Origin of the sequence: uncultured Fibrobacter sp. (genome assembly GCF_947166265.1) — a bacterium.
Lineage (GTDB): Bacteria > Fibrobacterota > Fibrobacteria > Fibrobacterales > Fibrobacteraceae > Fibrobacter.
Window position 1 is genome coordinate 71,789 of the sequence record NZ_CAMVDO010000004.1, and the last position, 25,544, is coordinate 97,332.

At 50.4% G+C, this 25,544-nt stretch carries 23 protein-coding genes; 14 read left to right on the forward strand and 9 right to left on the reverse strand.

Features of this window, described 5'->3' with window-relative positions; genetic code table 11:
* Positions 1–2: 2 nt before the first annotated feature.
* The 4 genes from Q0W37_RS03570 to Q0W37_RS03585 all read right to left on the reverse strand — a co-directional run bounded on the left by Q0W37_RS03570 (position 3) and on the right by Q0W37_RS03585 (position 3,838).
* Positions 3–953, reverse strand: coding sequence for an asparaginase (locus Q0W37_RS03570; RefSeq protein ID WP_297698835.1), 951 nt, complete (start codon positions 951–953; stop codon positions 3–5).
* Positions 954–1,014: 61 nt separating this feature from the next.
* A complete protein-coding gene (locus Q0W37_RS03575) occupies positions 1,015–2,001 on the reverse strand; it encodes a hypothetical protein (protein ID WP_297698837.1) in 987 nt (328 codons plus the stop codon).
* Between the two features lie 70 nt (positions 2,002–2,071).
* On the reverse strand, positions 2,072–2,602 hold the full coding sequence (locus Q0W37_RS03580) for a DUF4416 family protein (protein ID WP_297698839.1): 531 nt from the start codon (positions 2,600–2,602) through the stop codon (positions 2,072–2,074).
* An 18-nt stretch (positions 2,603–2,620) separates the two neighbouring features.
* The gene (locus Q0W37_RS03585; RefSeq protein ID WP_297698841.1) at positions 2,621–3,838 is read right to left on the reverse strand and encodes a hypothetical protein; all 1,218 of its coding nucleotides are present in this window, start codon (positions 3,836–3,838) and stop codon (positions 2,621–2,623) included.
* Between the two features lie 144 nt (positions 3,839–3,982).
* Between Q0W37_RS03585 and Q0W37_RS03590 the strand changes: the two genes are divergently transcribed.
* The gene (locus tag Q0W37_RS03590) at positions 3,983–6,328 is read left to right on the forward strand and encodes a DNA internalization-related competence protein ComEC/Rec2 (protein WP_297698843.1); all 2,346 of its coding nucleotides are present in this window, start codon (positions 3,983–3,985) and stop codon (positions 6,326–6,328) included.
* Between the two features lie 99 nt (positions 6,329–6,427).
* Here the strand turns inward: Q0W37_RS03590 and Q0W37_RS03595 are convergent, their stop codons facing one another.
* Complete coding sequence (locus Q0W37_RS03595) at positions 6,428–7,054, reverse strand: hypothetical protein (protein ID WP_297698844.1); 627 nt, start codon at positions 7,052–7,054, stop codon at positions 6,428–6,430.
* A 126-nt stretch (positions 7,055–7,180) separates the two neighbouring features.
* On the opposite strand from Q0W37_RS03595, the gene hisC reads away from it, so the two are divergent.
* The 7 genes from hisC to Q0W37_RS03630 all read left to right on the forward strand — a co-directional run bounded on the left by hisC (position 7,181) and on the right by Q0W37_RS03630 (position 14,298).
* Positions 7,181–8,272, forward strand: coding sequence for a histidinol-phosphate transaminase (gene hisC, locus Q0W37_RS03600; protein ID WP_297698846.1), 1,092 nt, complete (start codon positions 7,181–7,183; stop codon positions 8,270–8,272).
* 14 nt (positions 8,273–8,286) lie between these two features.
* Positions 8,287–9,105 (forward strand): histidinol-phosphatase, encoded by an 819-nt coding sequence (gene hisN / locus Q0W37_RS03605; protein ID WP_297698848.1) that lies wholly within the window; start codon positions 8,287–8,289, stop codon positions 9,103–9,105.
* A 22-nt stretch (positions 9,106–9,127) separates the two neighbouring features.
* Positions 9,128–10,489, forward strand: a complete 1,362-nt coding sequence (locus Q0W37_RS03610) for a chloride channel protein (protein WP_297698850.1) — start codon at positions 9,128–9,130, stop codon at positions 10,487–10,489.
* 27 nt (positions 10,490–10,516) lie between these two features.
* The gene (locus tag Q0W37_RS03615) at positions 10,517–11,473 is read left to right on the forward strand and encodes a radical SAM/SPASM domain-containing protein (RefSeq protein WP_297698852.1); all 957 of its coding nucleotides are present in this window, start codon (positions 10,517–10,519) and stop codon (positions 11,471–11,473) included.
* 90 nt (positions 11,474–11,563) lie between these two features.
* The gene (locus Q0W37_RS03620; RefSeq protein ID WP_297698854.1) at positions 11,564–12,631 is read left to right on the forward strand and encodes an FISUMP domain-containing protein; all 1,068 of its coding nucleotides are present in this window, start codon (positions 11,564–11,566) and stop codon (positions 12,629–12,631) included.
* Positions 12,618–13,487: an arginase family protein gene (locus tag Q0W37_RS03625; RefSeq protein WP_297698856.1), complete on the forward strand. Its 870-nt coding sequence runs from the start codon at positions 12,618–12,620 to the stop codon at positions 13,485–13,487. Before Q0W37_RS03620 ends, Q0W37_RS03625 begins: the two co-directional genes overlap by 14 nt.
* On the forward strand, positions 13,474–14,298 hold the full coding sequence (locus Q0W37_RS03630) for a pseudouridine synthase (RefSeq protein WP_297698858.1): 825 nt from the start codon (positions 13,474–13,476) through the stop codon (positions 14,296–14,298). The genes Q0W37_RS03625 and Q0W37_RS03630 overlap by 14 nt, the downstream gene beginning before the upstream one ends.
* 1 nt (position 14,299) lies before the next feature.
* On the opposite strand, the gene Q0W37_RS03635 is transcribed toward Q0W37_RS03630, so the two are convergent.
* The gene (locus Q0W37_RS03635) at positions 14,300–15,298 is read right to left on the reverse strand and encodes a calcium/sodium antiporter (RefSeq protein ID WP_297698860.1); all 999 of its coding nucleotides are present in this window, start codon (positions 15,296–15,298) and stop codon (positions 14,300–14,302) included.
* Positions 15,299–15,301: 3 nt separating this feature from the next.
* Positions 15,302–16,378: a porin family protein gene (locus Q0W37_RS03640; protein WP_297698862.1), complete on the reverse strand. Its 1,077-nt coding sequence runs from the start codon at positions 16,376–16,378 to the stop codon at positions 15,302–15,304.
* A gap of 265 nt (positions 16,379–16,643) precedes the next feature.
* Here Q0W37_RS03640 and Q0W37_RS03645 point away from each other — a divergent pair, with 265 nt between their 5' ends.
* Positions 16,644–18,116 (forward strand): M17 family metallopeptidase, encoded by a 1,473-nt coding sequence (locus Q0W37_RS03645; protein WP_297698864.1) that lies wholly within the window; start codon positions 16,644–16,646, stop codon positions 18,114–18,116.
* 99 nt (positions 18,117–18,215) lie between these two features.
* On the opposite strand, the gene Q0W37_RS03650 is transcribed toward Q0W37_RS03645, so the two are convergent.
* A complete protein-coding gene (locus Q0W37_RS03650; RefSeq protein WP_297698866.1) occupies positions 18,216–18,986 on the reverse strand; it encodes a hypothetical protein in 771 nt (256 codons plus the stop codon).
* Between the two features lie 6 nt (positions 18,987–18,992).
* The gene (locus tag Q0W37_RS03655) at positions 18,993–19,661 is read right to left on the reverse strand and encodes a hypothetical protein (RefSeq protein ID WP_297698868.1); all 669 of its coding nucleotides are present in this window, start codon (positions 19,659–19,661) and stop codon (positions 18,993–18,995) included.
* Between the two features lie 334 nt (positions 19,662–19,995).
* On the opposite strand from Q0W37_RS03655, the gene guaA reads away from it, so the two are divergent.
* The 5 genes from guaA to Q0W37_RS03680 all read left to right on the forward strand — a co-directional run bounded on the left by guaA (position 19,996) and on the right by Q0W37_RS03680 (position 25,525).
* Positions 19,996–21,831 (forward strand): glutamine-hydrolyzing GMP synthase, encoded by a 1,836-nt coding sequence (guaA, locus tag Q0W37_RS03660; RefSeq protein ID WP_297698870.1) that lies wholly within the window; start codon positions 19,996–19,998, stop codon positions 21,829–21,831.
* Between the two features lie 162 nt (positions 21,832–21,993).
* Positions 21,994–22,530 carry a TIGR01440 family protein gene (locus Q0W37_RS03665; RefSeq protein WP_367186232.1) on the forward strand — a complete coding sequence of 179 codons (537 nt, stop codon included), beginning with the start codon at positions 21,994–21,996 and terminating at the stop codon, positions 22,528–22,530.
* A 149-nt stretch (positions 22,531–22,679) separates the two neighbouring features.
* Positions 22,680–24,476: an EAL domain-containing protein gene (locus Q0W37_RS03670; RefSeq protein WP_297698874.1), complete on the forward strand. Its 1,797-nt coding sequence runs from the start codon at positions 22,680–22,682 to the stop codon at positions 24,474–24,476.
* 186 nt (positions 24,477–24,662) lie between these two features.
* Positions 24,663–24,869, forward strand: a complete 207-nt coding sequence (locus Q0W37_RS03675; protein ID WP_297698876.1) for a hypothetical protein — start codon at positions 24,663–24,665, stop codon at positions 24,867–24,869.
* A 59-nt stretch (positions 24,870–24,928) separates the two neighbouring features.
* Complete coding sequence (locus Q0W37_RS03680) at positions 24,929–25,525, forward strand: phosphatidylglycerophosphatase A (RefSeq protein WP_297698878.1); 597 nt, start codon at positions 24,929–24,931, stop codon at positions 25,523–25,525.
* Positions 25,526–25,544 lie beyond the last annotated feature (19 nt).

Genomic DNA, 25,544 nt, shown 5'->3' on the forward strand with positions numbered 1-25,544 from the left:
ACTTACAGGGCAAAGACGCGCTTAATATCATCGGTGCGACTCGTTTGAGTCAGAACCAGCTTGAGAAGTACCGCAGCTTTCTGCGGAGCAAGCCTTCCCGCACAAATTCGCCCCGGAGCAAGCGATTCATTCAAGGTGACAAGCCCATGGTGAGTTCGACTTGCAATCACGATGGGAATGTCAATTTTTTCGAGGACCTTCGCCCAAGCTAGGCTAAATTCACCCGAACCCGCACCCGCAATCACAAGACCGTCTGAAACGCAGGCGGCATATTCCAGAACTTTCGGATTGGCATCGATCGTAAAGTAGACGACGTTCACACGAGGCAAGCGGTCAAGCTTGGAAACATCGAAAAAATTCTGCTCCTTGAGAGCATTCCAGTTGGAACCTTCGCCGGGAGCGTTCACCCCCATGGCGTTGATGGCAGATGCACTACATTTTTGCACGTTGCGGGCATCGAAAAGTTCCCCCGCAAAATAAACCCACACCAAATTCGCAGGAGGGTCGTCGTCGACAGCAAAGCCAGCAGCCGCACGCACCGCCCCGAGTAAATTCGCAGGGCCATCCGGATTTTTCGCCGTCGCAGGTTTCATGGAGCCCGTCACAATCACGGACTTTTCGCACTTGACCGTAAGGCTTATGAAATAGGCAGTTTCATCCATCGTATCGGTACCGTGAGTCACGACGATTCCATCGACAGAATCATCCCCTTGCAATTCCGTAATGCGGTTCGAAAGCTTGATCCACAATTTGTCCGTCATGTCGTCGGAATTTACGTTGCAGATTTGCTCCGCAGAAATTTCAGCGTATTCTTCGAGTTCTGGCACCGAGGCAACCAGGTCCTCGGCCGAAATTTGCCCCGACACATAGCCTGTATTTTTTCCAGGTTCACCGACACCGGCAATGGTGCCACCCGTAGCCAAAATCACGATATGTTTTTTACGACTTGCCATATTAAAAGTCCCATTCTTTAGATTCTACCGCTTCGCCCCAGAATGACAAAAAAAACTTCATTTAACGCACTTCGTCGAGGAGCTTTCGCGTAGAAACCCCGTAAAATTTCTGCAAGGCCTCGTCGGCATCCATTTGGCGCAGGCTCTGGATAAAATCCCTGAAATGAACAAAGCTTGCATTGCGCGCTAGGAGCCGTTCAACCATCGCCTGCGAATACCAATAGAGTTTAACGGCCTCCGCCGTATTATTTTCATTCACAAACGGAGTCGTAAGGGCACTTACACTCGGAACATAACCTTCGGGCCTAGGCATTCCCGTACGGGATGCGTCGATCACCTGCGCAATTCCCTCGTTCACCCACAAGGGAACCCTTGTTCGCGTCATCGCCCGTACAAAAGCGTGCGTCAGTTCGTGAAAAAACATCGGACGGTAAATTTCACGGTACCGCATTACATTTACAGGGATTCTCAGTTTTCCGTCAAATACGGCCCCTACCCATTCCGGACGCGGTCCAATCCCCTGATACATCGATGATTCGTAAAGAACAAGATGCATCTTGTTCTCTGGACGGAAATCGAACAAGTGGCACAGCGAATCGTACGCCACTTCCAGAACGGCCAAGGCTTCCATCACGTCGCTTCGGGCGGGGCGACCTTCAAATTCCACCCTAAAGTGCATCGAGCGTTCGATTTTCAGTTCTTCCATTTCGCGAATCAATGACTCGGACTTCTGCTTCAAGAATTCGAGGTCATCATTCGAAAAATTGCGCGACTGGATATAGGCGATGCATTCCTCGTAGCGTTCCTGTTCATAAAGGATTCCCGCCAAGTGCAGTTGCAAATTTTTGTCGTCAGGAGATTCCTTAAGTAGCGTACGCACGTTCTTTTCGGCGCAGTTCCACTCCGCCATTTCAAGGCACTCGTTCGTTTCCTTAATCAACGCTTCATGACGTTCAAACGCCTCTTTTTCGGCAGACTGCTGCATATACCAGCGAATCCCCGCGAGGAGAGCGATGATTAACACGACTATGTAAACAATATTCTTCATCAATTATAATTCAACTTGAGATCCTTCGACTTCACTTCGTTTCGCTCAGGATGACTCGTTGTGCCGTTTCCTACTGTCGACTTTTCTTAAATTTTTCGCGGATCAGTTGCAAGTCATGCTGATACGGGTTTCGCTTAAAGTCCTCGAAAGCCCACGCGGTCGGGTGGAAAACGCCCTTGGCATAAGTCAAAAGCATATCTAGCCACACGCCTTTCCCGGCGTAAAGCTTGAACGGCCCTCGCTTATAGCTCGGGAGCACCACCTTGTCCAAGTCCATATAGCCGATATCGATGTTTACCGTCCGCATATCGGGATTATCCGCACTTGCCATCGAAAATTCAAGCGCGTTGCTTCGTTCTTTCTCTTCCGCAATCGTTTCGGGCGGAATCACCTTTACAAAAGAAACAACTCCGCGATACAACCCCTCCCCCATTTCTGGAGCATAGTAGGGAGTCTTGTCGAAAGCAAAAAGTTTTCCCTTGTGGAGTATTTTTCCCCAGGTCCGTTCGAGAGCATCGATCACTTCAGGGTTCCATTCGGCCCCCCGCTGCAATACAAAAGCGATCAACTGAGCATTTTCAGAAAATTGCGAAGCTTTCATATTTTTCCATCAAAATAATTAGTGCGGAATGATCATCAGGTTCGCACGCAAGACTGCCAACTGTTTTTTCGAGAAACTCAGGCTTACGCCATTTACAATCGACGGGAACATATAATTGGTCGCATCAGGGCAATCCGTCAACCTGAACGAGGCCGCCCTTTCAACTAATGCAGTACGGTAGAACAGGTGACGATCATTCACGTCCTTTTTCATCTTCTGCATCAAGCCACTCCGCTGCAACTTTTCACAATACGGGGTGTCATCCAGTCCATCTTCGACATTGGAGTAGTCTCCGAGATCGTAATCACCAACAATATGCTGGATATCGGCCTTAGTCGTCGTTGTATGACGGAGTCCCAAAAAATGTCCCGATTCGTGCAATGCCGTTTCCACGATTTCATCCATCGACAAAGAAACTTCCTCGTCGTAAGGAGACCTTGCATAAGCCCCCAACACAACCGTACTCCCCTTGCCGCCCCCAAGCTTTCCGCTAAAGAGATCAGAATAGCCTAAAACCTGAGTGGCATCGATACTGTGGACAAGAACAATGTCCAAGGCATTTTCCCTACCGGGCCACCCGCCCAATTCCGAAAGCATCATATCCTCAGAAGAGTATCCCGCAATCCAGGGTTCATCCGCAGGGAACTTCGCCCCTAAAGTCGGATGTTCATGCGCATACGAAACATACAGGGTATCCACCGTTATCGAAGAATAGTCCCGTCTGAAAGCCTTCTGCATTTGTGAAGCCAGGTCTTTCAAGGTAAAGCCGTCCAATTCACTGTCCACGTTTCCGACAACAATCAAGTTGATCGACAAGTGATCCGAATAGGCGCCTTCACCGGTAAAGCGCACGTTACGCGTTTTTCCAGGAAAATAGTCGTCTTCCAAGGAAAGGGTCGCAGCCCACTCCGCTATCGCATTTTCTTCGCAGGTAAACGAATAGACATAGCGGCCAGCCTTTACTTGCGGTTCTAGGGTTCGAACCTTTTTCGATCTGAAACGCGATCCGCCCTCGTCAAAAATAAGACGGAACAGCTGCATCGTCGGAGCGTCATAGGCAGGATCCACATCAAAAGACAACTCATAAGTCGCTTTCGGATGGACAATCAGGGAGATTCCACGAGCCAGGTGTGCCGAAACCGAGTCATTTTTAGCAGCATCGTTCGGAAACAGCCCATACGTGATGTCCCCCGGATTTAGAACAATTTCAGACGACTCGTCGTCGGTACACCCCACACAAAGGCATCCCACCAAGAGAGAAATCGCAATAAGAAGGGGGCTAGGAAATTTTTTACAAAAATTTTGCATAAAAATGGTTCGTGGCGGTTCAAAAAATACGTGTATATAGAAGATACATCTTTTTAAAGGATTTGAAAAGAAATGGATTTCAAAACGAATCGAAAAAGCAAGCTCTCCGCAGAATTTATTCAATTGTGTACCCCGCTTCTCGGAAAGCCCGCCCTATTCAGTTCCGTAATCGTTATCGCCACTTACGGAAGCCTGGACTGCCACGCGTATGCCCCCGCATTCCTTTTACCTATCATTTTTGCGGCTCATGTTCTTTCGAGAAAAATTCAATGGGTCATATTCCTTTCCCTTGCCGCAGCCTGCATCAGTCACGAAATCACATTCCAACAGGTTACCCCAGAAAAGACTCCCGCCCCAAACGGCTGCGGAATCATCGAGACAACTCAGCCCAGGGCAAACGGCATGGCCGTTATAATCCATACCAAAACTAGCACCGATGACTTTCGCATCCGCCTCACCGAAAAGCGCGACTTGCCACATTATCCGCTTCCAGGAGACTCGCTCTGCTACGAGGCATCCTTCTACCCCGTCACGCCACCGACGGTTCCCGGAACATTCGACACTCACGGGTGGCTAAAGTCACAAAAGCTAGACGCCTACGGGAAATTTATCCACTGGACGGTCTACAAAAGTACCTGGGTTCCTGAGCGGGAATTCTACAGATTCCGCCAATGGATTCGGTCACGATTTTCCGAATTCCTAGACCCGGCCGAAACAGGGCTTTTGCTAGGGCTACTCGCCGGTGACAGGTCGCAGATTCCGGACGCCCTCCGCAGCGACTTTCAGCGTTCGGGACTAGTCCACGTTCTTGCCATCAGCGGGTTTCACGTTGTCCTTCTCGCCGGAATCCTCATGATATTCCTGAAGGCGACGGGGCTTCCGCACCGAATGGTTAGAATCATTGCCATTTGCCTTTTGTTCCTGTACGTTCCCGTGACAGGCGGCTCGCCCGCCGTAAGGCGGGCGGTCCTCATGTTCGCCGTACCGCAGGTCGGCGCACTTTTTCAAAGGAAGGCGAATACACTCAACAGTCTCGGTGTAGCCCTTTTGTTTATTATGCTTCCAGAGCCTTCCGTCATCTGGAATCCCGGATTCCAGCTTTCCGTTGCCGCTACGATGGGAATTCTCATCGGTGGATTCTACAATCCATTCAAAAGAATTCCCGAGGAATGGCACAGGAAAAAAATTTGGAATTTCTTGCAGAGTTTCATTTTCGAACCGACATACGTCACCCTGTGCGCAACACTTTCTACCGCACCGTTCCTCATTCACCATTTCAAGACACTGTCCCCGTTTGCATGGCTTGGAAACATTGTTGTCGTTCCCGCCATTTCAATGGGAATGCAGGCGGGCCTATTCGCACTCCTTTCGCCAATAGACCTCTTTCGCGAGCATTTCTGCTATGCGGCCAGATTCTTTCTGCGGCTCGCCTCCCTACTCACAAGGCTCATGTCCGATTCGGTACAGGCTTCGGTTACCGTAGGTCCCTTCGGCCCAGCAATTTTACTGTTATGCGGATTTTCGGTCCTAGCATTACCCCTATTTTTCAAGAACCGCATCGCAAGATACCTTTCACTATGCTGTCTGTTGCTCTTTTCTGCAATATATACCTACGACGGATACCGCGCCATCAGTTGCCCCACCTGGAAACTTACCACCCTAGACGTGGGCCAAGGCGACAGTCACTTGATTACAACGCCGGCGGGTTCCCATATTCTAGTCGATGCAGGCGATATCAAGCGACAAGATTCCGGGAAAGACATAATCGTTCCGTACCTGCACCATATCGGAGTTTCTAAACTGGACATTCTCATTATCACGCATGCCGACCAGGACCATTTCGGAGGCGCAGGTTCCATTCTCAAGACCTTTCCCGTCAAGGAATTGTGGATAACGGAGTGCGCAAGAATTTCACCCAAAGAGAACTGGCAACAAATCATAGGCGAAGCCTACAGGCGAGGCGTTCCGATACGGGACCTAAGCAGAGGCCTTGTTTACAGGGAAAATTTCTTTGAAATAAAGACGGTTCACCCCGAAACCAGACGCTGCATCGACGAAAACACACAAAGTATCACGCTACGGGTAAAGGGTTTGGGGCATTCGGTACTACTGACCGGAGACTTAACCGCACAAGGCGAAGCCGAAATCCTAAAAACAGACGTCTACCTCAAAAGCGATGTTCTTAAGCTAGGGCACCACGGTTCAAAAACGTCAAGCAGCGTTCCATTTTTAGACAAGGTAAATCCAAGACTCGCCATTATTTCAAGCGGACGCCGCAACCGATTCAGACATCCGAGCAAACAAGTCATCCAAAGGCTCGATTCGATGCAAATTCCCTACTTGAACACAGCCGAAAAAGGAACCATTGAAATTCATTTTTCAACAGACACCATGACCGTAAATACGATGTGGAAATGAAAAATTTGATAAAACGTAGTTGGCCCTTCGGCATGGTTCGGCAGGCTCACCAACCGAGCTCAGGGACCTAATTCTAAGTTCTAAATTTCGAAATCCGAATTAGAGTGCTGTCATCACGTACAGGGCGATGCTTTTCTGATCGTTGTTTTCTTCCTTCATGATTCCGATATCGAATTCCAGACGGACACGGGTTGCCCCAAAAGACAGTTCCATCTTAGGAATGATATCCACCATAAAGTCGTCTTTCACATGCCCGACACTACCACTCGAAGTAATTTCGATCATGCAAAGGAAACGGTTGCCAAAGTGAAGCGTCGGAGTCGTTCCCACGGCAAATTTCACATAGCCGTCTTCCCCCGTAACACCATCCAGAAAGCCCGCTCTAGCCTCGTATGAATTCGAAAAGCTCTTGGCAAGGTACACATCCTTTCCGTAGGTAAGCACAAGGGCACTACCGTTATTACGGTTCAGTCCAAAATATCCATCGAGTTCAACATAACGCCCTGCCCCCATACGATAGCGGCCACCGAAATCAACAGACGCTTCAATGTCATCGAGTTGATTGTAGGTGTACATATCCACCTTGGCACCTAATTCCCACTCCTTGCTAAGGGACCCGTACATATTGACAGGGAAAAGGACGTTGCTTCCAAAATCGGAGCGAAGTCCAACCCCGGCACCAAACTTGGGCGCAGGGCGAGCATCGGGGCCAAAAGTATAGCGCATATTCCAGATACGGTCTAATGCAAAAACATTCTGAAAGCAGAGGCAAACTATGCCAAAAATAAGGAGACGGGAGAGTTTCATGGCGTCAAAAATAGCTAAATTTTAGCCGCAAAAAAAGAGGATATCATGATAGATCCGCGTCCAGAGCTTTCTAAACTTTCCGATTACGTTCCCGGCAAATCCATGGAAGAAATCCGTGCGAAATACGGGCTCACTGAAGTTGTCAAACTGGCATCGAACGAAAACCCGCTCGGAGCCTCCCCGAAGGCTGTCGAAGCCTACCACAAAATCGCAGACGCCCTCCACCTCTACCCGCGTGGAGACGCTCCCAAATTGATCGATGCCATCGCCTCGTTTTACGGCGTAAAGACAAAACAGATCGTAATCGGCAACGGTTCCGATGAAATCATCGACATGGTGGGAAAGGCGTTCATCCGCCAAGGCGACAACTGCGTGGGCATTACGCCCACCTTCTCGGTCTACAAGTTCACCACGCTTTCTAACGGTGCAGACTTTATCGGAGTCGGGATCGGGGATCAAAAGACTCCGCTTTCGGACCTTCTGAAGGCCGTCAACGAAAAGACCCGCGTGGTTTTCATCTGCAGCCCGAATAATCCGACCGGCGTTTACTACAACAAGCAGGAATTGATCGAATTCCTGGATAAGGTTCCGAGCAACGTGCTTGTGTTCCTGGACCAAGCCTATTCCGAATTTGCAACAGCTGCCGATTATCCGTTTATGATCGACATGCTCGACAAGTACAGGAACCTGTTCATCAACCGCACCTTCAGCAAAATTTACGGACTTGCAGGGCTTCGCATCGGCTACGCCTTCGGTAGCGAAGAAGTCATTGCCTCCCTGTGGAAAATCAAGCCGCCGTTCGACGTAAACCAGGCCGCCCAAGTCGCGGCAATCGCAGCGCTTTCTGACAAGGAACACGTCCAGAAGACTCTCGAACTCAACGCTGCAGGCATCGCCTATCTCAAGCCGGAATTTGAATCCCTTGGATTCAAGGTACTCCCCACTCAAGGAAACTTTATCTGCGTACACATCGGCCCCAAGGCTAAGGACCTGGTACTCTTCCTTGAAAAGAACGGCATGATCGTGCGTGGACTCACGAGCTTTGGGCTCCCCGAACACATCCGCGTCACGCTCGGCAAGCGCGAAGAAAACGAGCTTCTGGTAAGCCTCGTCAAAAAATGGAAGGCGCAAGCCTAATCGCCGGAGGTGTCATGGCAGCGACAGCTGAAAATCAAGAACTATTGAAGATTGCGCTCAAGGCCGCAGAGCTTGCCCAGGAAAATATCATGAAGTATTTCCAGGGGAGCGTGGGCGTCGAATGGAAAAAGGACAACACGCCTGTAACCATCGCCGACAAGAGCACCGAAGAAATCGCACGCAAGTTCTGGGAAAAGGAAACTCCGGGTTTCGGCGTGATTGGCGAAGAATTCGGAATCGAGAATCCCGACGCCGAATACCAGTGGGTGATCGACCCGATTGACGGCACCAAGGCATTCATTCACGGTGTGCCGTTGTTCGGGACGCTGATTGCCCTGTATAAGAAAGGAACTCCAATTGCAAGCCTGATTCGCATCCCGGCGATGAACACGGCTGTCTGGGCGGTAAAGGATGGAGGAGCTTTCTTGGACGGCCGTGAAATCAGCTGTTCGAAAATAACGACGCTTTCGGAATCGCTCGTACTTTCGGGCACCGTGAATACGATGGAGACCGCAGGTTACGGCGAAAAGTATGCTGCGGTGCGTCGGGCAGCCAAACTGCACCGCGGTTGGGGCGACTGCTACGGCTACTACCTGGTAGCTGCGGGCCGTGCCGAACTCATGATTGATCCCGTCGTTTCGCTGTGGGACATTGCCCCGTATCCGCTCCTGTTCAAGGAAGCCGGCGGCAAGTTCAGCACCATCGACGGAATCACGGAACTTTTTGACGCCACCGGAAAACCTGTCGCCCCGATTTACGAGGGCTACACCAGCATGGCATCGAACGGGCTGATTCACGACGAAGTCGCAAAAATCATGAATTCGTCTAAATAATTTTTGCACCTATACCCTATCTATGAATTTTAAGGATTTTGGCAAATACAACCAGTTCAAGGAACAGTTCGCCGGCATGTCTCCCGAAATGAAGGAGCAGATGATGAAAATGGCGAAAGAGCAAATGAAAATGCGAATCAATGCATTTGTTCAGAAATGGTTGTCACTCCCGATTTTGACGTTAACGGCCGTTTTTCTTGGCGCCCTTGTCGGAGCCCTCACGGCGTTTTTCGGTCAGGTTTTGCTAGCCGTTTCCGCGTTGCGTGACGCCCACCCCGTCTACTGGATTCCGGGACTTGCACTCATTGGCGTAGCCATTGTCCTCGGCTATCGTAAATTCGGCAAGGGCACGGAGCGCGGCATGGATATGGTATTCGGAGTCGCCCACGGCAAAGAAAACGAGATTCCCTTACGCATGATTCCAATGGTCGCCGTAAGCACCTGGCTCACGCACCTGTTCGGTGGCAGCGCCGGCCGCGAAGGGGTCGCCATTCAGATTGGAGCCACCTTAGGCCACAATATCAGCAAGAAAATTCATGTCGAAAATGCGGGCAAAATTTTACTCATCGCGGGAATGGCGGCAGGCTTTGCTGGACTTTTCCAGACTCCGCTTGCAGCGATAGCCCTCGCCCTCGAAGTCTTGCTGGTCGGGCACCTGGAACTGGCGGCATTGCTCCCCGCAACGGTTGCAGCATTCACCGCATACAAAGTCTCCGAAACGCTCGGACTAGAAAAGTTCTCCGTAGACCTGAATTCGCTTTTCCCTGACAGCAACGTTGCCTCGTTTTTGTGGAACGAAAGCGGGCTCGACATTCATTTCGTATTAAGGCTGGCTTTGCTCGGCGTACTTTTTGGAATCGTGGGCGGAGGATTCGCCAAGCTGCATTCGCTTGCCAAGAAGTTTATCGCAAACAAGCTCACAAATCCATACAAGCGCATCGCCTTTGTCGGAATCGGCATCAGCGTTCTTCTGCTTTTGTTCTGGCAGGGCCGTTACGCGGGCCTTGGAACAAACTTGATAGACCTTTGCTTTGTGAACGGAGCAGGTATTTTTGCCTACGACTGGATTCTGAAATTCGCCCTCACGATTGCAACGATTGCGGTCGGTTTCAAGGGAGGCGAAGTCACGCCGCTGTTTGCCATCGGAGCAACCTTTGGAGCATGTATCGCCGCCACGGTGGGGATACCCCTTCCGCTTGCAGCCGCCCTCGGTTATGCGGCTGTTTTCGGAGGTGCCACCAACACGCTATTTGCCCCCATTTTCATCGGCGCCGAGATTTTTGGATTCGACACACTCCCCGCCTTTTTCATCGTATGCGTTATCGCCTTCGTATGCAACGGCGGCCAAAGCATCTATGCGCAAAAAAAACTGAGGATTAAGTAGGAAGTGGTTGGTACACTCCGAATTAATATGAACTCAGTCTACATTGAAATCACGAACGTTTGCAACTTGAATTGCAGCTTTTGCCCTAGCGGAAAAGCGAATACAAACGACGCAGACCATGCAGGCGAAAAACGCCCTCGTGAATTCATGAGTTCAGAACTTTTCGAACGTTGCATTACCGAAGCGGCGACAGTCGCCGAAAATGTCTATTTTCACGTGCTAGGCGAACCCACGCTGCATCCGGGATTCGGACTATTCCTCAAGAAACTGGAAACGACGCCCCTCAAGCTAAACCTGACAACAAACGGCACCACGATTGCACGTACAGGCAAGCTGATACTTTCCTCACAAGCCGTACGGCAGGTGAATTTTTCGACACACGCCTATGCGGAACTTTCTGCAGAAGAAGCTAAGCAAAACCTTCAAGACGTACAGGATTTTTGCGAATACGCCTGCGCCGAGCGCCCCGACCTCTATATCAATTTGAGGCTCTGGAACGTAGGAAACCCTCAAAGCGTTGCTTGGAACAAATATCTCATCTATAAAGTCGGCGAAACATTCCACAATTCACTAGAAACCATTTCTCTCGAAAATTTCTGCAGCCGCCACAAGAGCTTTCCCGTCGCTGGACGAATCTACCTTCATCAGGACAGCCGCTTTGAATGGCCGGACGAATCTTCCGCAGCGTCATCCTCGACCAACTCTGGCCCCTATAAGGGGATAGAGGAGGGAGGGGATCCAAAAACCGTAGCGGGAACCTGCCGCGCACTCGATACGCACGTAGCCATTCTTCACGACGGACGCGTAGTCGCCTGTTGCCTGGACTATAGCGGGAAAATCACGCTTGGTCATATTCAGGAGCAAAGCCTTTTAGAAATACTCGACACGCCCACCGCCAGGAATCTCCGCGAAGGATTCGAAAAACACGAATTGCGCCACCCGTTTTGCCAGAGTTGCTCCTTCTGCAAGCGTTTCGGAAAATAATAGAAAGCCAAGTTCTTTATCAAGCGGCCTCTTTCCTTTTTGATTTACAAAGACTTTGCTATATTTCTTTTCAAAGAGGAGTTTATACAAATGAGAAAAATGTTCTTTACCATTATCGCCGGAGCCCTTTTGCTTGCGGCCTGCGATGACAGTTCCACGTCGGCAAATTCAACTGATATACCACAATCACCCGACACTAAGGTGACGAATTCGTACGATACAAAGGAGACAAGTTCGAGCTCAAACACATCTATTTCTTCGGATTCAAAGACGCAGGAATCCAATTCGAGCACCACAAAATCTACCGGGAAATGTTCCAACGCCTCGGACGATTTAATCGATTCTCGCGACGGAAAAATTTACAAGACCGTAAAAATCGGCGACCAAATTTGGATGGCCGAAAACATGAATTATGCAAGTCCTAATAGCTGGACAAACGACAGCCTCGACAAGGACGGTGCCATCTACGGTAGATTCTATACCTTCGAAGAAATAAACACGGTTTGCCCCGATGGTTGGCATCTGCCTTCCAGCAATGAATTTGGCGAATTACTTCGTTACGTAGGTGATACCGACGTTTACAAGGACAGTTCCGGAACAAAATTAAAGACGACATCTGGTTGGAACTGGGATGATTATGACAATAATGACGGCAACGGTACAGACTCATATTGTTTCGGAGCAAAGCCTGCCGGAGTGGGTATTGCCCCTAACAAAGTAACCAGAGTTGGTGAGCAAACCTATTTTTGGACTTCTACTTCCTTTATGGGGAAAAAATGGGATAATTTTTGGAACAAGGAAGTCGAAACGGGAATGGAATCCAGTTACCTATTGATACAATATAATACCGAATGGGCAAAAGTCGATCACTGGAGCGCATCAGAAAACGGGAATATCCGCTGCATCAAGGGTTATGTAGAACCCAAAAGTTCTTCATCCGAAGATGAATTCATCACCGTTCCAACACCGCTCCCCGATTCAGTTCAAAAAGAACTCGAAGAAGCGATAAGAATAGAACGTCTCAACACCCAAATTGCCAAATTAACGAACTTATCGGAATGTGAAACCATCGAGTCTATCACCGAAGATGAAATCGCATATTGCAGGACAAGATTCTGCATCCTTCATCCTGAATTGTTTGAATGTGAAGAGTACTAGAATTACCATTCAGGATTTTACAGGCGTTTACGCAGAGCAGCCCTTTATGCAGGGGCTGCGAAAAGCTGCCTCAACTGACGGCGAAATCCGCTGGTTTGACTGTACCCGAATTGACGGTACCGACTGCTACTGCGATGACGAAGCGCAGGCAATTCTCCGAGAGCAAATTGAATTCTACAAAACACCGGCCCTTCGACAGGCTCAGGGACCTAGTTCAATAAGTACGCCGGGCATTCATTTTTTTGACAACGGCAATTACCACTACATGAGCAAACTCTGGACGGATTCAATCCGCGAGCCGTTTGACCTTGTGGTTTTTGACCACCACCCCGATATGCAGCCGCCAAGATTCGAAGGAATCCTAAGCTGCGGAGGATGGATCAAGGAAGTCCTGGAACACAACAGATTCGTACAAAATGTTGTCGTCATCGGAGTAGCCGACCACCTTATTGAAGAAATCCAACAAGACCTATCCCAGGCAAACGCCGCCGAAATTTTGAACCGCGTCACCTTTATCCGCGAAAGTGAGCTGAAGAACCTTCAAGACAATCTTTCGTCTTTCGTCTGTAGCGAGCATGCGAGCGTTCTCTCGTCTAACCTCTATATTTCCATTGACAAGGACGCACTCAACACGCAGGAGGCCGCCACCAACTGGGATCAGGGTTCGCTGACATTTGAACAGTTGGCCGAAGCACTCCAGGCACTCGCCCGCAACCGCAAAATTCTAGGCGTAGACATCTGTGGAGAACGCTCCCGCGACATGGGATTCGAAGACACCGCCGCGGCAGACGCGCTGAACAATGCTCTAAACAAGAAACTTTTTCACTTGCTCACGGGGCTCCATGGCATTCAATAATCGTAACAACAAAGCCAAAGCCCACGGAGTCGCCCGCGTCATTTCCAAGCGCGGGTATTGCAGCCGCAGTGAGGCGGAAAGACTTGTCCGCGAAGGTCATGTGATTCTCCGAAGCAAGCCCGTACGCGATCCCGAAGCCCCCACCTACGAGAACGACGAAATTCTCATAGACGGCACCCCTGTCACCGCAAATGAATTTGTCTACTTCGCCATGAACAAGCCTCGCGGAATCGTCTCCACCGCCAAAGACGAAAAGGGCCGCAAAACCGTGATGGACTTGTTCCGCGAAGAATTCGCCAAATTGTACCCCGGCAAGCCCATGCCGCACATCGCGCCCGTTGGCCGCCTCGATGCCGCAAGCGAAGGACTATTGCTTTTTACCAACGACACAAAGTGGGCTGACGACATTCTAAGCGGCGGTTCGGCAAGCTCACCTACTTTCTATCATTCTGGAGCCAAAGGCGATAGAATCCATAAAGCGCCTCATCTTAAAATCTACCGCGTACAAGTCAAGGGGAAACCTTCCGCCGCCGAACTTTCACAAATGGAATCCGGCTTCAACGTTCCTCCCCGTGTCTTCGGAGAAAAAGACGAATTTATGCATGCCGAGCGTGCAACGCTCCATAGCGACGGAGAAAAGAACTGCTGGCTAGAAATTACATTGTCCGAAGGAAAGAATCGCGAAATTCGCCGAATGCTTTCACACCTCGGCTACGAAGTGATGCGCCTGGTTCGCATTCAATTCGACAAATTCACCCTCAACGACTTAAAGCCCGGCCAGATTCGCAAAATACTTCCGGTAAAGCTCTGAGTTAAAGAGCCTGCGCTACAAGCAGTCCCAGATAACCCACATATACAAGCAGAAGAATGACACCGGCAATACGGTTCAGACGGCCATCACCGCCGCCACGCCTAAAGCCAAGAACCATCAAGGACACCGTGAGGATTGTCATGAGCGGCATATCACGGGAGACAACGGCCGCCTCCACATCGCCCATCGGGGTAATTGTCGCGGCAAAGCCAACCACGGCAAGCGTGTTGAACAGGTTCGAACCGATAATGTTTCCAAGAGCGAGGTCATTTTCGCCCTTACGTGCAGCGGCAATAGAGCTTGCAAGCTCCGGCAACGAAGTTCCAATCGCCACAATGGTAAGGCCAATCAGCAAGTCGCTCACGCCTAGTGCACGTGCGATTTCAACCGCCCCCCACACCAGCGAGCGCGAACTGGCAACCAGCAGGGCAAAACCAAGCACCAGCCACAGAATCGATTTGCCAAGCGAACTCTTTTGAGTCGTTTCACCTTCGGCTTGCAATGACGTGTCTGACGAATTTTGCGAATCATCCGCTTTTTCTGCCTTCGCCTTTTTCATTTCGCGCCAAATGCTGTACCCCATGGCCGCAGCAAAGACAATTAACAAAACAATGCCGTTTACACGAGAAACACTTCCGTCGCACACCAAAAAGATCGAAAGCAGCGACACGAGCAACAGAATCGGCAAATCGCCCCGGATAACGGAACGTTGCATCAGAATCGGAGAAATCAGTGCCGTCGCGCCAAGAATCAGCGCAATGTTTGCGATGTTACTGCCGTAGGCGTTTCCCAGAGCAAGCTCCGGATTTCCCTGAGCCGCAGAAATCGCGGAAACCGTGAGTTCCGGAGCAGATGTCCCAAAACCCACAATAACCATTCCGATAAGCAGAGTGGACATTCCGCAAAATTCAGCAATGCCCACAGCGCCATCGACAAACTTGTCCGCACTCCAGACGAGTACAACAAGACCAACCAACACTGCGACTGCGGCAAGAATCATAGACTAGAACGGGTAAAGAGTCAAACCGATATTAAACGAAGAGGCGCTGAGATCCAGGTCCATGTAGCGGATGTGGCCGTCGTACATGTCCGAGACACCGATGTCTGCCCCGAGATCAATCGAGACGAACTTGTGAGCCATGACCGAGAAACCAAACAGGAACGACCAATCCACGCCGTTGCGGAAATTTTCGTCCATCATGTCGATTTTGGCCTTAGTCTTTTTGCCATCTTTCGTGGTATAGGAATAACGAAGCTTATCGGCGAGCGGAACGGACACCTGCGTACCCAAGTCAAAGTAAATCCTAGACGAAGGAGCCTTGAAGGTAAACATCAGGGGGATGTCCAGCTTTTTCTGCCTGAACTTGAAGCTATAGGGAATTCCGTTAATGTAGTAGGACTGGCTTGCTTCGCTCTGTTCATAGAGGACACCAAGCTTGATACCCATCGTGTATTCGTTCAACGGAATAATGGACATCACACCGGCGCGCCAGTTCATGCCATCGTAGCTGTCGCCATCCCACTTGTTCGAGGACATGTAGTAGGAACCGATAGAACCGTGAACACCGATTTTAAAGTTCATCGGAATAAGCCCCATGAGCTTTTCCATAGTCACGGTATCGCGCTCGTTTCGCTGAGCCACATAGACCGTACGCACGGGAACGCCATCGTCACCCGTATAGACGGTTTCGTAATAAACGGTATTGGTACGCGGACGTTCTGCACCCAGCGAAGTATAGCTGGCCTTATTGTCGGCACCGCGAACCGCTTTCGGAGCAACCATTACGGCAGGTTCTTCGGCCACTTGAGAAGCCGGGGCAGCCGTTTCAACCTGAGAGGGAGCCGCGCCCGCAGCATCTTCACCGCGAACGGCAACCGGAGCAGCCGCTTCGGCAGGTTCTTCTACAGCGTTTTCCGGACTAACCGATTCTTCGACTGGAGCTGCAGCAGGAGCAGTTTCAGACGCCACCGCCGGAACAGCCGCTTCAGGGGCTGCAGTTTCCGCAGCAGCAGGAGCCTGGGCAAACGTAAATGCCGACAGGGCTAGAACAGAAAGAATACCTGTGATTTTGCGATTCATAAGAACCTCCACTGTTTACATTGTTATTATAGCATTTTTTAAGAGAAAAAACAAGTTTTTTCAGTTTCTCACTCCTTGTTTATGACATTCCTCTCTGGATCCCGTCGCTGCGCTCCAGGCCGCTAATGACCAGCCCCCTGAAACCTGTCATCTTTCCAGATCCTTCGACTTCGGCCCTTTGCTTCGACAAGCTCAGCACAGGCTTAGGCTCAGGGACCTTGCCCCTAACCGCTGCCAACTGTCTACTATTTGCTACATTTATCGCATGAATTTGAATATTGTTACCTCTGAAAATCTTAAAAACGTCGACAACAAGGCTTACGCCCTCTTTTTTGTCAAGCAGTCCATTCAATTTTCCACCGTTCTCTCCCCCGAAGGCGAAGAACAGGTCGAAACCATTCTGAAGGGCATGAAGGACGGCCCGTTTGAAGACCTAGAATTTCTTGAAATCGACGGCAGCAACACCTTCTTTGTAGACGCCGCCAAGGAACGCGGACTTTCCGCTCTCGATCACCTGCGAATGGCGGCCTACCGCCTCGCAAAGCGAGCCATGAAAAAGCAGGTGGCCTGCGTGAGCCTTTTCCTTGCCGATGCCGCCGATGAACAGTTCAAGGCCATTTTACACGGTTTGCATTATGCCGACTACAAATTCGACGCCTACAAGAGCAAGCAAAAGCCGAACTTCCAGGTGACCTACGAAATCGTCGCCGGCGAACACACCGCCGCCTTCAAGAAGATTGCCGAAGAAGTCGCCGTAGAACAGAAGGCGATTACGCTTGCGAAAAACTTGATCAACACCTGTGCCTCGGACCTCTACCCCGCCGAATTCGTGGAACGTGCAAAAACAATCGCCAAGTATACCGAAGGCTTAAGCATCAAGGTTCGCAACATGAAGCAACTTGAAAAGGAAGGCTTCATGGGCCACGTGACCGTCGGCAAGGGCAGCTCGCACGAACCGTACATGATTACGCTCGATTACAAGCCCGCAAAGCGCACCTCCAAGGACCACTTGGTGATTATCGGCAAGGGCCTCACCTTCGACACCGGCGGTCTCTGCCTGAAACCGCCTAAATCGATGCCCGAAATGATTAGCGACATGAGCGGTGCCGCAACAGCTCTCGCCGCCATCCAGGCGATTGCTTCGCTCAAGCTCCCGGTACACGTGAGTGCCGTCTGCTGCCTCGCCGAAAACGCCATCGGCAACAAGTCGGTGCTGCCGGGCGATATCTTTAAGGCCAAGAACGGAAAGACCGTCATGGTCGACAATACCGATGCCGAAGGCCGCCTGGTCCTCTCCGACGGCCTTGCCGAAGCGGGCGAAATCGGTGCAACGCATATCGTGGACCTCGCCACCCTCACGGGCGCCATGGTCCGCGCCCTCGGATACGCCATCACCGGATTCTTCAGCAACGATGATGACCTCGGACTCAAGGTAATCAACTGCGGCGAAGCCTGCTGTGAAAAGTTCTGGAGCATGCCGCTCGAAGAAGAATACGCCGACGCCCTCAAGGACAAGTTTGCCGACCTCAAGAATACCGGCAGCGACGCTGGCGCCATTTCCGCAGCGCTTTTCCTCCAGGAATTCGTTCCCGAGAACACCGCCTGGACGCACTGGGATATCGCAGGGACCGCCTTCGTGACCAAGCCGTGGAAGTACACCGAATACGGTGCAACCGGTTTCGGCGTACAGACGCTCATTGAACTCACTAGAGAGTTTGCGCAGACGAAAGCGGACTAACGCAAACAAAATAGTCCCCTAAAAACGTATATAAAAATCCCGCACGGACCGTGCGGGATTTTTTTGGGGGTGGATTTGGAATTTCAATTTCAGAGGAAACTATTTTCTGACAAAGTTCACCTTCAAAGTTATCGTAAAGATGCCCGATTCCTCGATATCACGATCGTAATTGTCATCACTGTCCTGCGCGAGTTCATCGTACGATGCCTGCAAGGCTACACCAAAATTCAACAAATCGGACAAATACCACAACTTACCGATTTCAAACGAAACAGAATAGCCAACCTCGTTAAACTTAAGATTGTCAGAATCAATGTCTTTATATTCTAGGCCGTCAAACTTGTCGGAACCTTCGTCACCTGCATGAATATAGAGAAAGCCAAAAGCGGCTCCCGCATACAGACCGTATAAATCGTGTTCAGGGTTTCTAAAGAAATAAAAATTCAGGCCACCGCCAAGCAGAAACCTAAAAGCATCCGACGAAAAATCGACCGAAACCGTTTTCTCATTCTTCCTTTTTTCGGAATAGGTATAATCCCCCCATTTCAAAGAGGCTATTTCCAAGAAACTGAAGACAGCAACGCGACTTCCAAAAACGCCACCGAATCTTGCAGTAAAATCCGGACCAAATCCGCTAAATTCAGTTTCGTCGACACCCCCACCTGGTCCATAATACGTATAGTAATCCGTTTCGCTATTTTCATAATGCATGTTTAGGTACTGCATGCCCAGCGAGGCTTCAAAGTAAAACGCATTGTGAATATACGAGACTCGCCCCACGTCATTGGACGGACGAGAATCATAAGTTCCCGCATAGCAGAGGGCTGCAACCAGCAAAACGAAAGACCAAAATTTGGACAACAATTTCATACTCAATTACTTGCGCAAGACAATCAAATCAACGGCAATTGCATAGGAATCCGAAGCATTTCCACTGCTGCCATCGCGGATTCCATTTTCCAGGGAACCCTTGGCCGCAAAGCCTACATTCCAGGAATCGCTAATGGACCAAACTTTTCCAAACTGCAAGCCAAAAGCCAGTCCGCTTTCCGATATTTCAAGTTCTTCGTGGTTGTAGTAGCCCGAAGAAAGGCCGGCCTCTTCGGCTGTAATGCTTGCGGTCGCCCCCACAAAGACGCCATTCAAAAAGCTCATCGAATCCGAATTCAGGAACACCAGCGCTCCACCGCCGAACGCAAAGCGAATCGCATCGGTATCAAAGTCCGCCTTGGACTGTTTCTTTCCGTTATACGTACGCGAACCCTTGAAATTTCCGTCGAGTGCCGAAAATTCAAGATTACAGAATAGGGCGACTCGGCTAGAAATAATGCCACCGATTTTCAATCCCAAATCGGGACCGTAACCACGGAACCGGCGGCTGACCGAATTACCGTCATCGCCGACAATCCACATCTGTGATTTTTCATCCCAATAGTCTTCGTATTCCTTGTACGCAACCTTCATATAGCGGGCGCCGATTTCTGCTGCAAAGAAGAAACCATTATGACGCTGCACCTGTTGCTGAGGAGATTGCGTGACAGGCATAGGTTGCCCCTGCGGAGGAACCGGGGACTGTACAGGCGGGTTCTGCTGATATGCATTTTGAGAGTCATACATTCCAGCATAGGCCGCAACCGCCAAGGATAAGACTATGTATTTAAAAATTCGCATAAACTAAATATAATAAACGATTCCTTTTGTAGACATAAATCGTTGTAAAAAAAGGAATACACCCATAAGAAACAAAATCCGCCTGCAAAAATCCGTGATAAGCGATACAGAAATCACGCTAGGAATTTTCAACCGAATCCACCATCCCTCTCAAAATTTCTATTTTTGTAAAAAAGATCCCCGCATTCGCGGGAATGACAGAAAGAATATGAAAAACGTTGATACGATTGCAGTTTTGGACTTTGGTGGGCAGTACGCTCACTTGATTGCCAACCGTGTACGCCGTCTTGGCGTGTTTACCGAAATCCACTCCCCTGCCGCCCCGGTTTCTGAACTCGAAGGCGTGAAGGGCATCATTTACAGTGGTGGTCCGTCTAGCGTTTATGCGGCTGACGCTCCGGAATACAATCCTGAAATTTTGAACCTCCCGGTGCCGAAGCTCGGCATCTGCTACGGTCACCAGCTCATCGCCCAGCAGTTGGGCGGTCACGTTGAACCGGGCAAGGTCAAGGAATACGGCATCGCCGACCTGATTGTGGGCGACGAAAAGTGCCCGCTTTTGAAGGGTCTCCCGAAGGCATCCCCGATGTGGATGAGCCACGGCGACCAGGTGACAAAGCTCCCCGAAGGCTACAAGATTGTGGCCAGCACCAAGGACTGCGAAATCGCCGCTGTTGCATTCGACAGCGACAAGCCCGAACGCCAGATTTTCGGCATCCAGTTCCACCCCGAAGTCACGCACAGTAAGTTCGGCATGAAGCTTCTCGAAAACTTCGTCGACTTTACGGGTGCAAAGAAGACCTGGAACATGAAGAGCTACTTGCCGCTCATCACGGAGCGCATCAAGGAACAGGTCAAGGACCGCAAGGTCTTCTTGCTCGTGTCTGGCGGTGTGGACTCTACAGTGGCATTCGTGCTCTTGAACCGCGTACTCGGACCGGAAAAGGTTCTCGGCTTGCATGTGGATAACGGCATGATGCGCCTCGGCGAATCCCAGAAAATTATGGACTTCCTCACGAAGGAAGGCATGAACAACCTCAAGGTCCGCGACGCTAGCGAACACTTCCTCGCAAAGCTCAAGGGCGTGACTGCACCGGAAACCAAGCGCGGCATCATCGGTAAGGAATTCCTGACGGTAAAGGACGAGGAAATGGCGAAGCTCAACCTCGATCCGAACCAGTGGATGATGGCTCAAGGCACCATCTACCCCGACACCATCGAAAGCGGCGGCACCAAGAACGCCGACAAGATCAAGACGCACCACAACCGCGTGCAGGAAGTCTTGGACCTTATGGAAAAGGGCCTCGTGCTGGAACCTCTCGCCGACCTGTACAAGGACGAAGTCCGCGCCCTCGGCGAAGAACTCGGCATTCCGCACAACCTCGTGTGGCGTCACCCGTTCCCGGGTCCGGGCCTCGGCGTTCGCCTGCTCTGCAGCGAAGGCAAGCTCACCGACGATATGGTGAAATTCGAAGACGTGAAGGACACCGCAGGTCAGTCCCTCGCCGATTACCTCAAGGCAAACAACATCGCAGGTCGCATACTCCCGATCAAGAGCGTTGGCGTCCAGGGCGACGGCCGTACTTACGCACAGCCGTTCCTCATCACGACTCCGGGCCTCAGCTGGAAGGATTGCGAAAAGTTCTCTACCGAACTTGCCAACCGCTTCAAGGCAATCAACCGCGTGATTTACCAGATTGGCAGCGTCGCTGATGAAGATCCGAAGCTTGTCGAACAATACGCCACCCGCGAAAACTTTGATACGCTCCGCAAGTTCGACAACATCTGCACCGAATTCTTGCAGGCAAACGACTTGTACGAAAAGATCTGGCAGATGCCGGTCGTGCTCGTTCCGCTCCGCACGGCGGGCAAGCCCTGCATCGTGATGCGCCCGGTGAACTCCACCGAAGCCATGACGGCAAACTTCGCCGAAATCGACCAGGGAATGCTCGCCGGTCTCTGGCGCAAGTTCGAAGCCGAAGGTGCAGGCAGCCTGTGGTACGACGTGACGCACAAGCCTCCCGGAACCATTGAGTGGGAATAAATTAGACGAAAGAACGCCGCTACGCGGCTACAGACGAGAGACGAGAGAATTGTTTGAAGTCTGTAGTGGAAGTGCAGTGATTCTTTAAGGGACGAAATTATGGCAGGCATTACATACGAAGTCGAAGACAAGAACATTGTTGAACAAATTAAGAACGACGCGATGAACGCCGCCAAGGAACTTGTAGAAAAGGCACACCTCTCGGCGGGCAACATCGTAGTGATTGGTTGCAGCACGAGTTCCACGCTCGGAAACGACATCGGAAGCCACTCCGTGCCCGAAGTCGGCAAGGCCATTTTCGAAGGTTTACAGTCGGTTTTCAAGCCGCTGGGCATCTACATTGCAGCGCAATGCTGCGAACACCTGAACCGTGCGATTATCGTTGAACATGCCGCAGTCCCAAACGCCGAACTCGTGAACGTGGTTCCGCAGCCCAAGGCTGGTGGCTCTTTCGCAACGGCCTGCTACGGAGCCTTTGAACATGCAGTCGCCATCGAGCATATCAAGGCGGACGCCGGCCTCGACATCGGCAGTACTCTTATCGGCATGCATCTGAAAGAAGTTGCGGTTCCGGTCCATATGCAGCAGACGCATATCGGCAAGGCAATCCTGATTGCCGCACGCACCCGCCCGAAGTTTATCGGCGGCGAACGTGCACATTACGACGAAAGCCTCAAGGACGGCTATCCGAAATTCTAAATGGAGATCCCCGCCTTAGCGGGGATGACGGTGCAATCTGTAATATTCCAACTTGGAATAAGAAAAAAGTAATAAATAAGGTCTTTTTTGCATCACCACTATCCGTTTTCTGTTTTGTTTAGTTAAATTGACACTAAGAATAGGAGAAAATGGTAGTGATGAATGGTGAACCCCATACGGAACATCCGAAAGGTCCCCAGGGCGCACAATATGCAGGTGGCCCAGGTCCTGGTGGTTCCGCATTTCCAAGACCCGAAAAAGTAGACCCCATTACCGGTCTCGACCTTGTAGCATGGTTCTTTGCACAAACTCAAAAGGACCACAGTTTCTATCCGCTCCATAAATCGACCATCACGTTCTTTAACGTGATGAATTTCAAGACAATCAACCAGCGTTTCTCGTACCAGGGCGGAAATGCATATCTATGCAAATTTAGGGACGAACTCAAGCATCTTTTTGAAGGCGAAACCGTATTGCGAGCTGGTGCGGACCACCTAGTCGTCATCAGCCTGAACCTTTCGCCCGAAGAAATCGCCATGCGTGTGGCCATGCTTAATAAGGTGATGGGCAGTTACGAAGGGGGGCTTCGGAATCAAATCAAGGCGGGAATTTACATTGCCGACGGGACCCCACAGAAACCCATCATTATGATGGACAGGGCATCGCTTGCCTGCCGAGAAGTTCACGGAATTTTCAACAAGGACTACTGCGTCTACGACGACGCACTCAAGAATAAGTACGAACAGAAACAGTACGTGCTAGACCATTTTGATGAAGCCTTTGAAAAAGGGTATTTCCACGTTTATTATCAACCCGTCGTGCGCGCCCTAACGGGAAAGGTCTGCGGCTACGAGGCCCTCGCCCGCTGGATCGATCCAGTCAAGGGAATCATTCCGCCGTTCATCTTTATCGACGTACTTGAAAAGGTGCACCTGATTCACAAGCTTGACGCCTACATTATCGAACAGGCATGCAAGGACCTTCGTGACGACATCGACAGCGGATACGCCTACGAACCCATCTCGGTAAACCTTTCGAGACTTGACTTTGAGCTGAGCGATATCAAGAAAATCGTAGATAATGCCGTAGCCAAGTACAACGTCCCCAAGGAATATCTGGTACTAGAAGTAACCGAAAGTGCCTTTTCCTCGGACCTTACAAACCTGGGCGAAATTATCAACAGCTTTAGGGCCGACGGCTACGAGGTCTGGCTCGACGACTTCGGTTCCGGGTACAGCTCCTTTAACAACCTGCAGACCTACGATTTCGACTTCCTGAAGATCGACATGAACTTCCTTCGGAACTTCGACAAGACCCCGAAGTCCAAGGTCATTATCGCATCCATCGTGGACATGGCGAAAAGACTCGGCATACACACCTTGGCCGAAGGTGTCGAAACCGAGGAACAATACGAATTCCTAAAGCGCATCGGTTGCGAACTGATTCAAGGGTACTATTTCAGCAAGCCCATTCCGCTTGAAGAATACCATACCAGGCGAGCGGAGCTCTGCAGTTTCGCAACAAACGAAACCCCCGAAGAAAAGCACTATTTCGACGATATTGGTCGCATCAATTTCCTGGACAATACTCCGCTGCGTAAACAACGGCTGGATGTCGCCAGCGATATTCCGATTGCAATCATTGAACGAGAAGATCGAAAATACAAGTTCATCTTTATCAATAATGCGTTCAAAAAGACGATCCAATCGTTCGGGGCTCAAACAACCGAAGAAGTTATCGCACGTATTGGCGCCTACGGAAACAAGGAAGACGCCACGAAACGCTTTGAGAAACTTCTTTATTCGGAACAGAATCAAGAAACGGTCGAGTTTGTCGAACGAGTCGAAAACCTGAAAATCATAAGCAAGGCCAGATTCCTGAGCCGAAACGGAAACAAGGCCGCCTACGCTTTTGTCGTCAGGGTAATGGCAAACCAAGTGGTTTGAGAACCAAATTTTCACTAAAAACGCCTCCATCAGGGGGCGGTTTTTTCGTTTTATATGCCAAAGAACACACAAACTATCAAAAAAATGCTTTTTTTTTGACTTTTTACAAAAAAAATCTCCTTTTTTAGAAAAAATTTTATAATATAGCGATAAAGAATACGAAACAGCCTTTATCAAGGAGAAAATATGGCAGGAAAGAAGAGTAAGAACGCTTTGGATGACGATCCAATTATTCCGAATGATGACCTCGAACTCGAGGAATCCTCTATCTTTGAAGAAGAAGAGGACGACTCCGAAGACAAGGGTATCGACGAAATTCTGGGTGGCGCAACGCTTGGCCGCGCAGCAGGCGACCTTGACGGTTGGGGCAGCTCCGAATACGAAGACAACTAAAAGCCTCCAAGACCTATCAAAAAGGAGATCCCCGCCTTCGCGGGGATGACAAGTGAGTCGTGAACCGCGAGGAACTTAAAGAGAAATACGGCAAGAAACGCGTGCCCCGTGAATGGCGGGGCACCGATTTGTTGTCTACGCTCGTAACGACATTTTTCGGTTCGGGAATGTCGCCGAAAGCCCCCGGCACCATGGGAAGCCTTGCCGCCACGGTAGTCGCCTACCCCATGGCGATTTTAGCGGTAAAGCTTTTTGGTGACATTCGATTCAATCCCTTATTTTTAATCGCCGCCATCATCGTCTTTTTCGGGGCTATTCCCTTCGTGAACAAGGCGATGAAAGACACGGGCACCGAAGACCCCGGCTGGATCGTGATTGACGAAGTCTGCGGAATATTCATGACTTTCGCATTTATAAGCCCAAGCTTCATCACCACAATCCCCTACGTCATACTCCCCTTAGGGTTCGGGCTCTTCCGTTTTTTCGATATTTTAAAGCCGCTCGGCATTCACCGTTTCGAGAAATTCCCCGGAGCCTGGGGCGTCATGGCCGACGACCTCCTCGGCGGAATCTATGCGGGAGTTTTGATGATTCCCATCAGCTTTGTAGCGACTATTGCGACATTTTGCGCTGCGTGGATAGCTGCCGGAGAATAAAAGGACCCTAAGGGGTCTT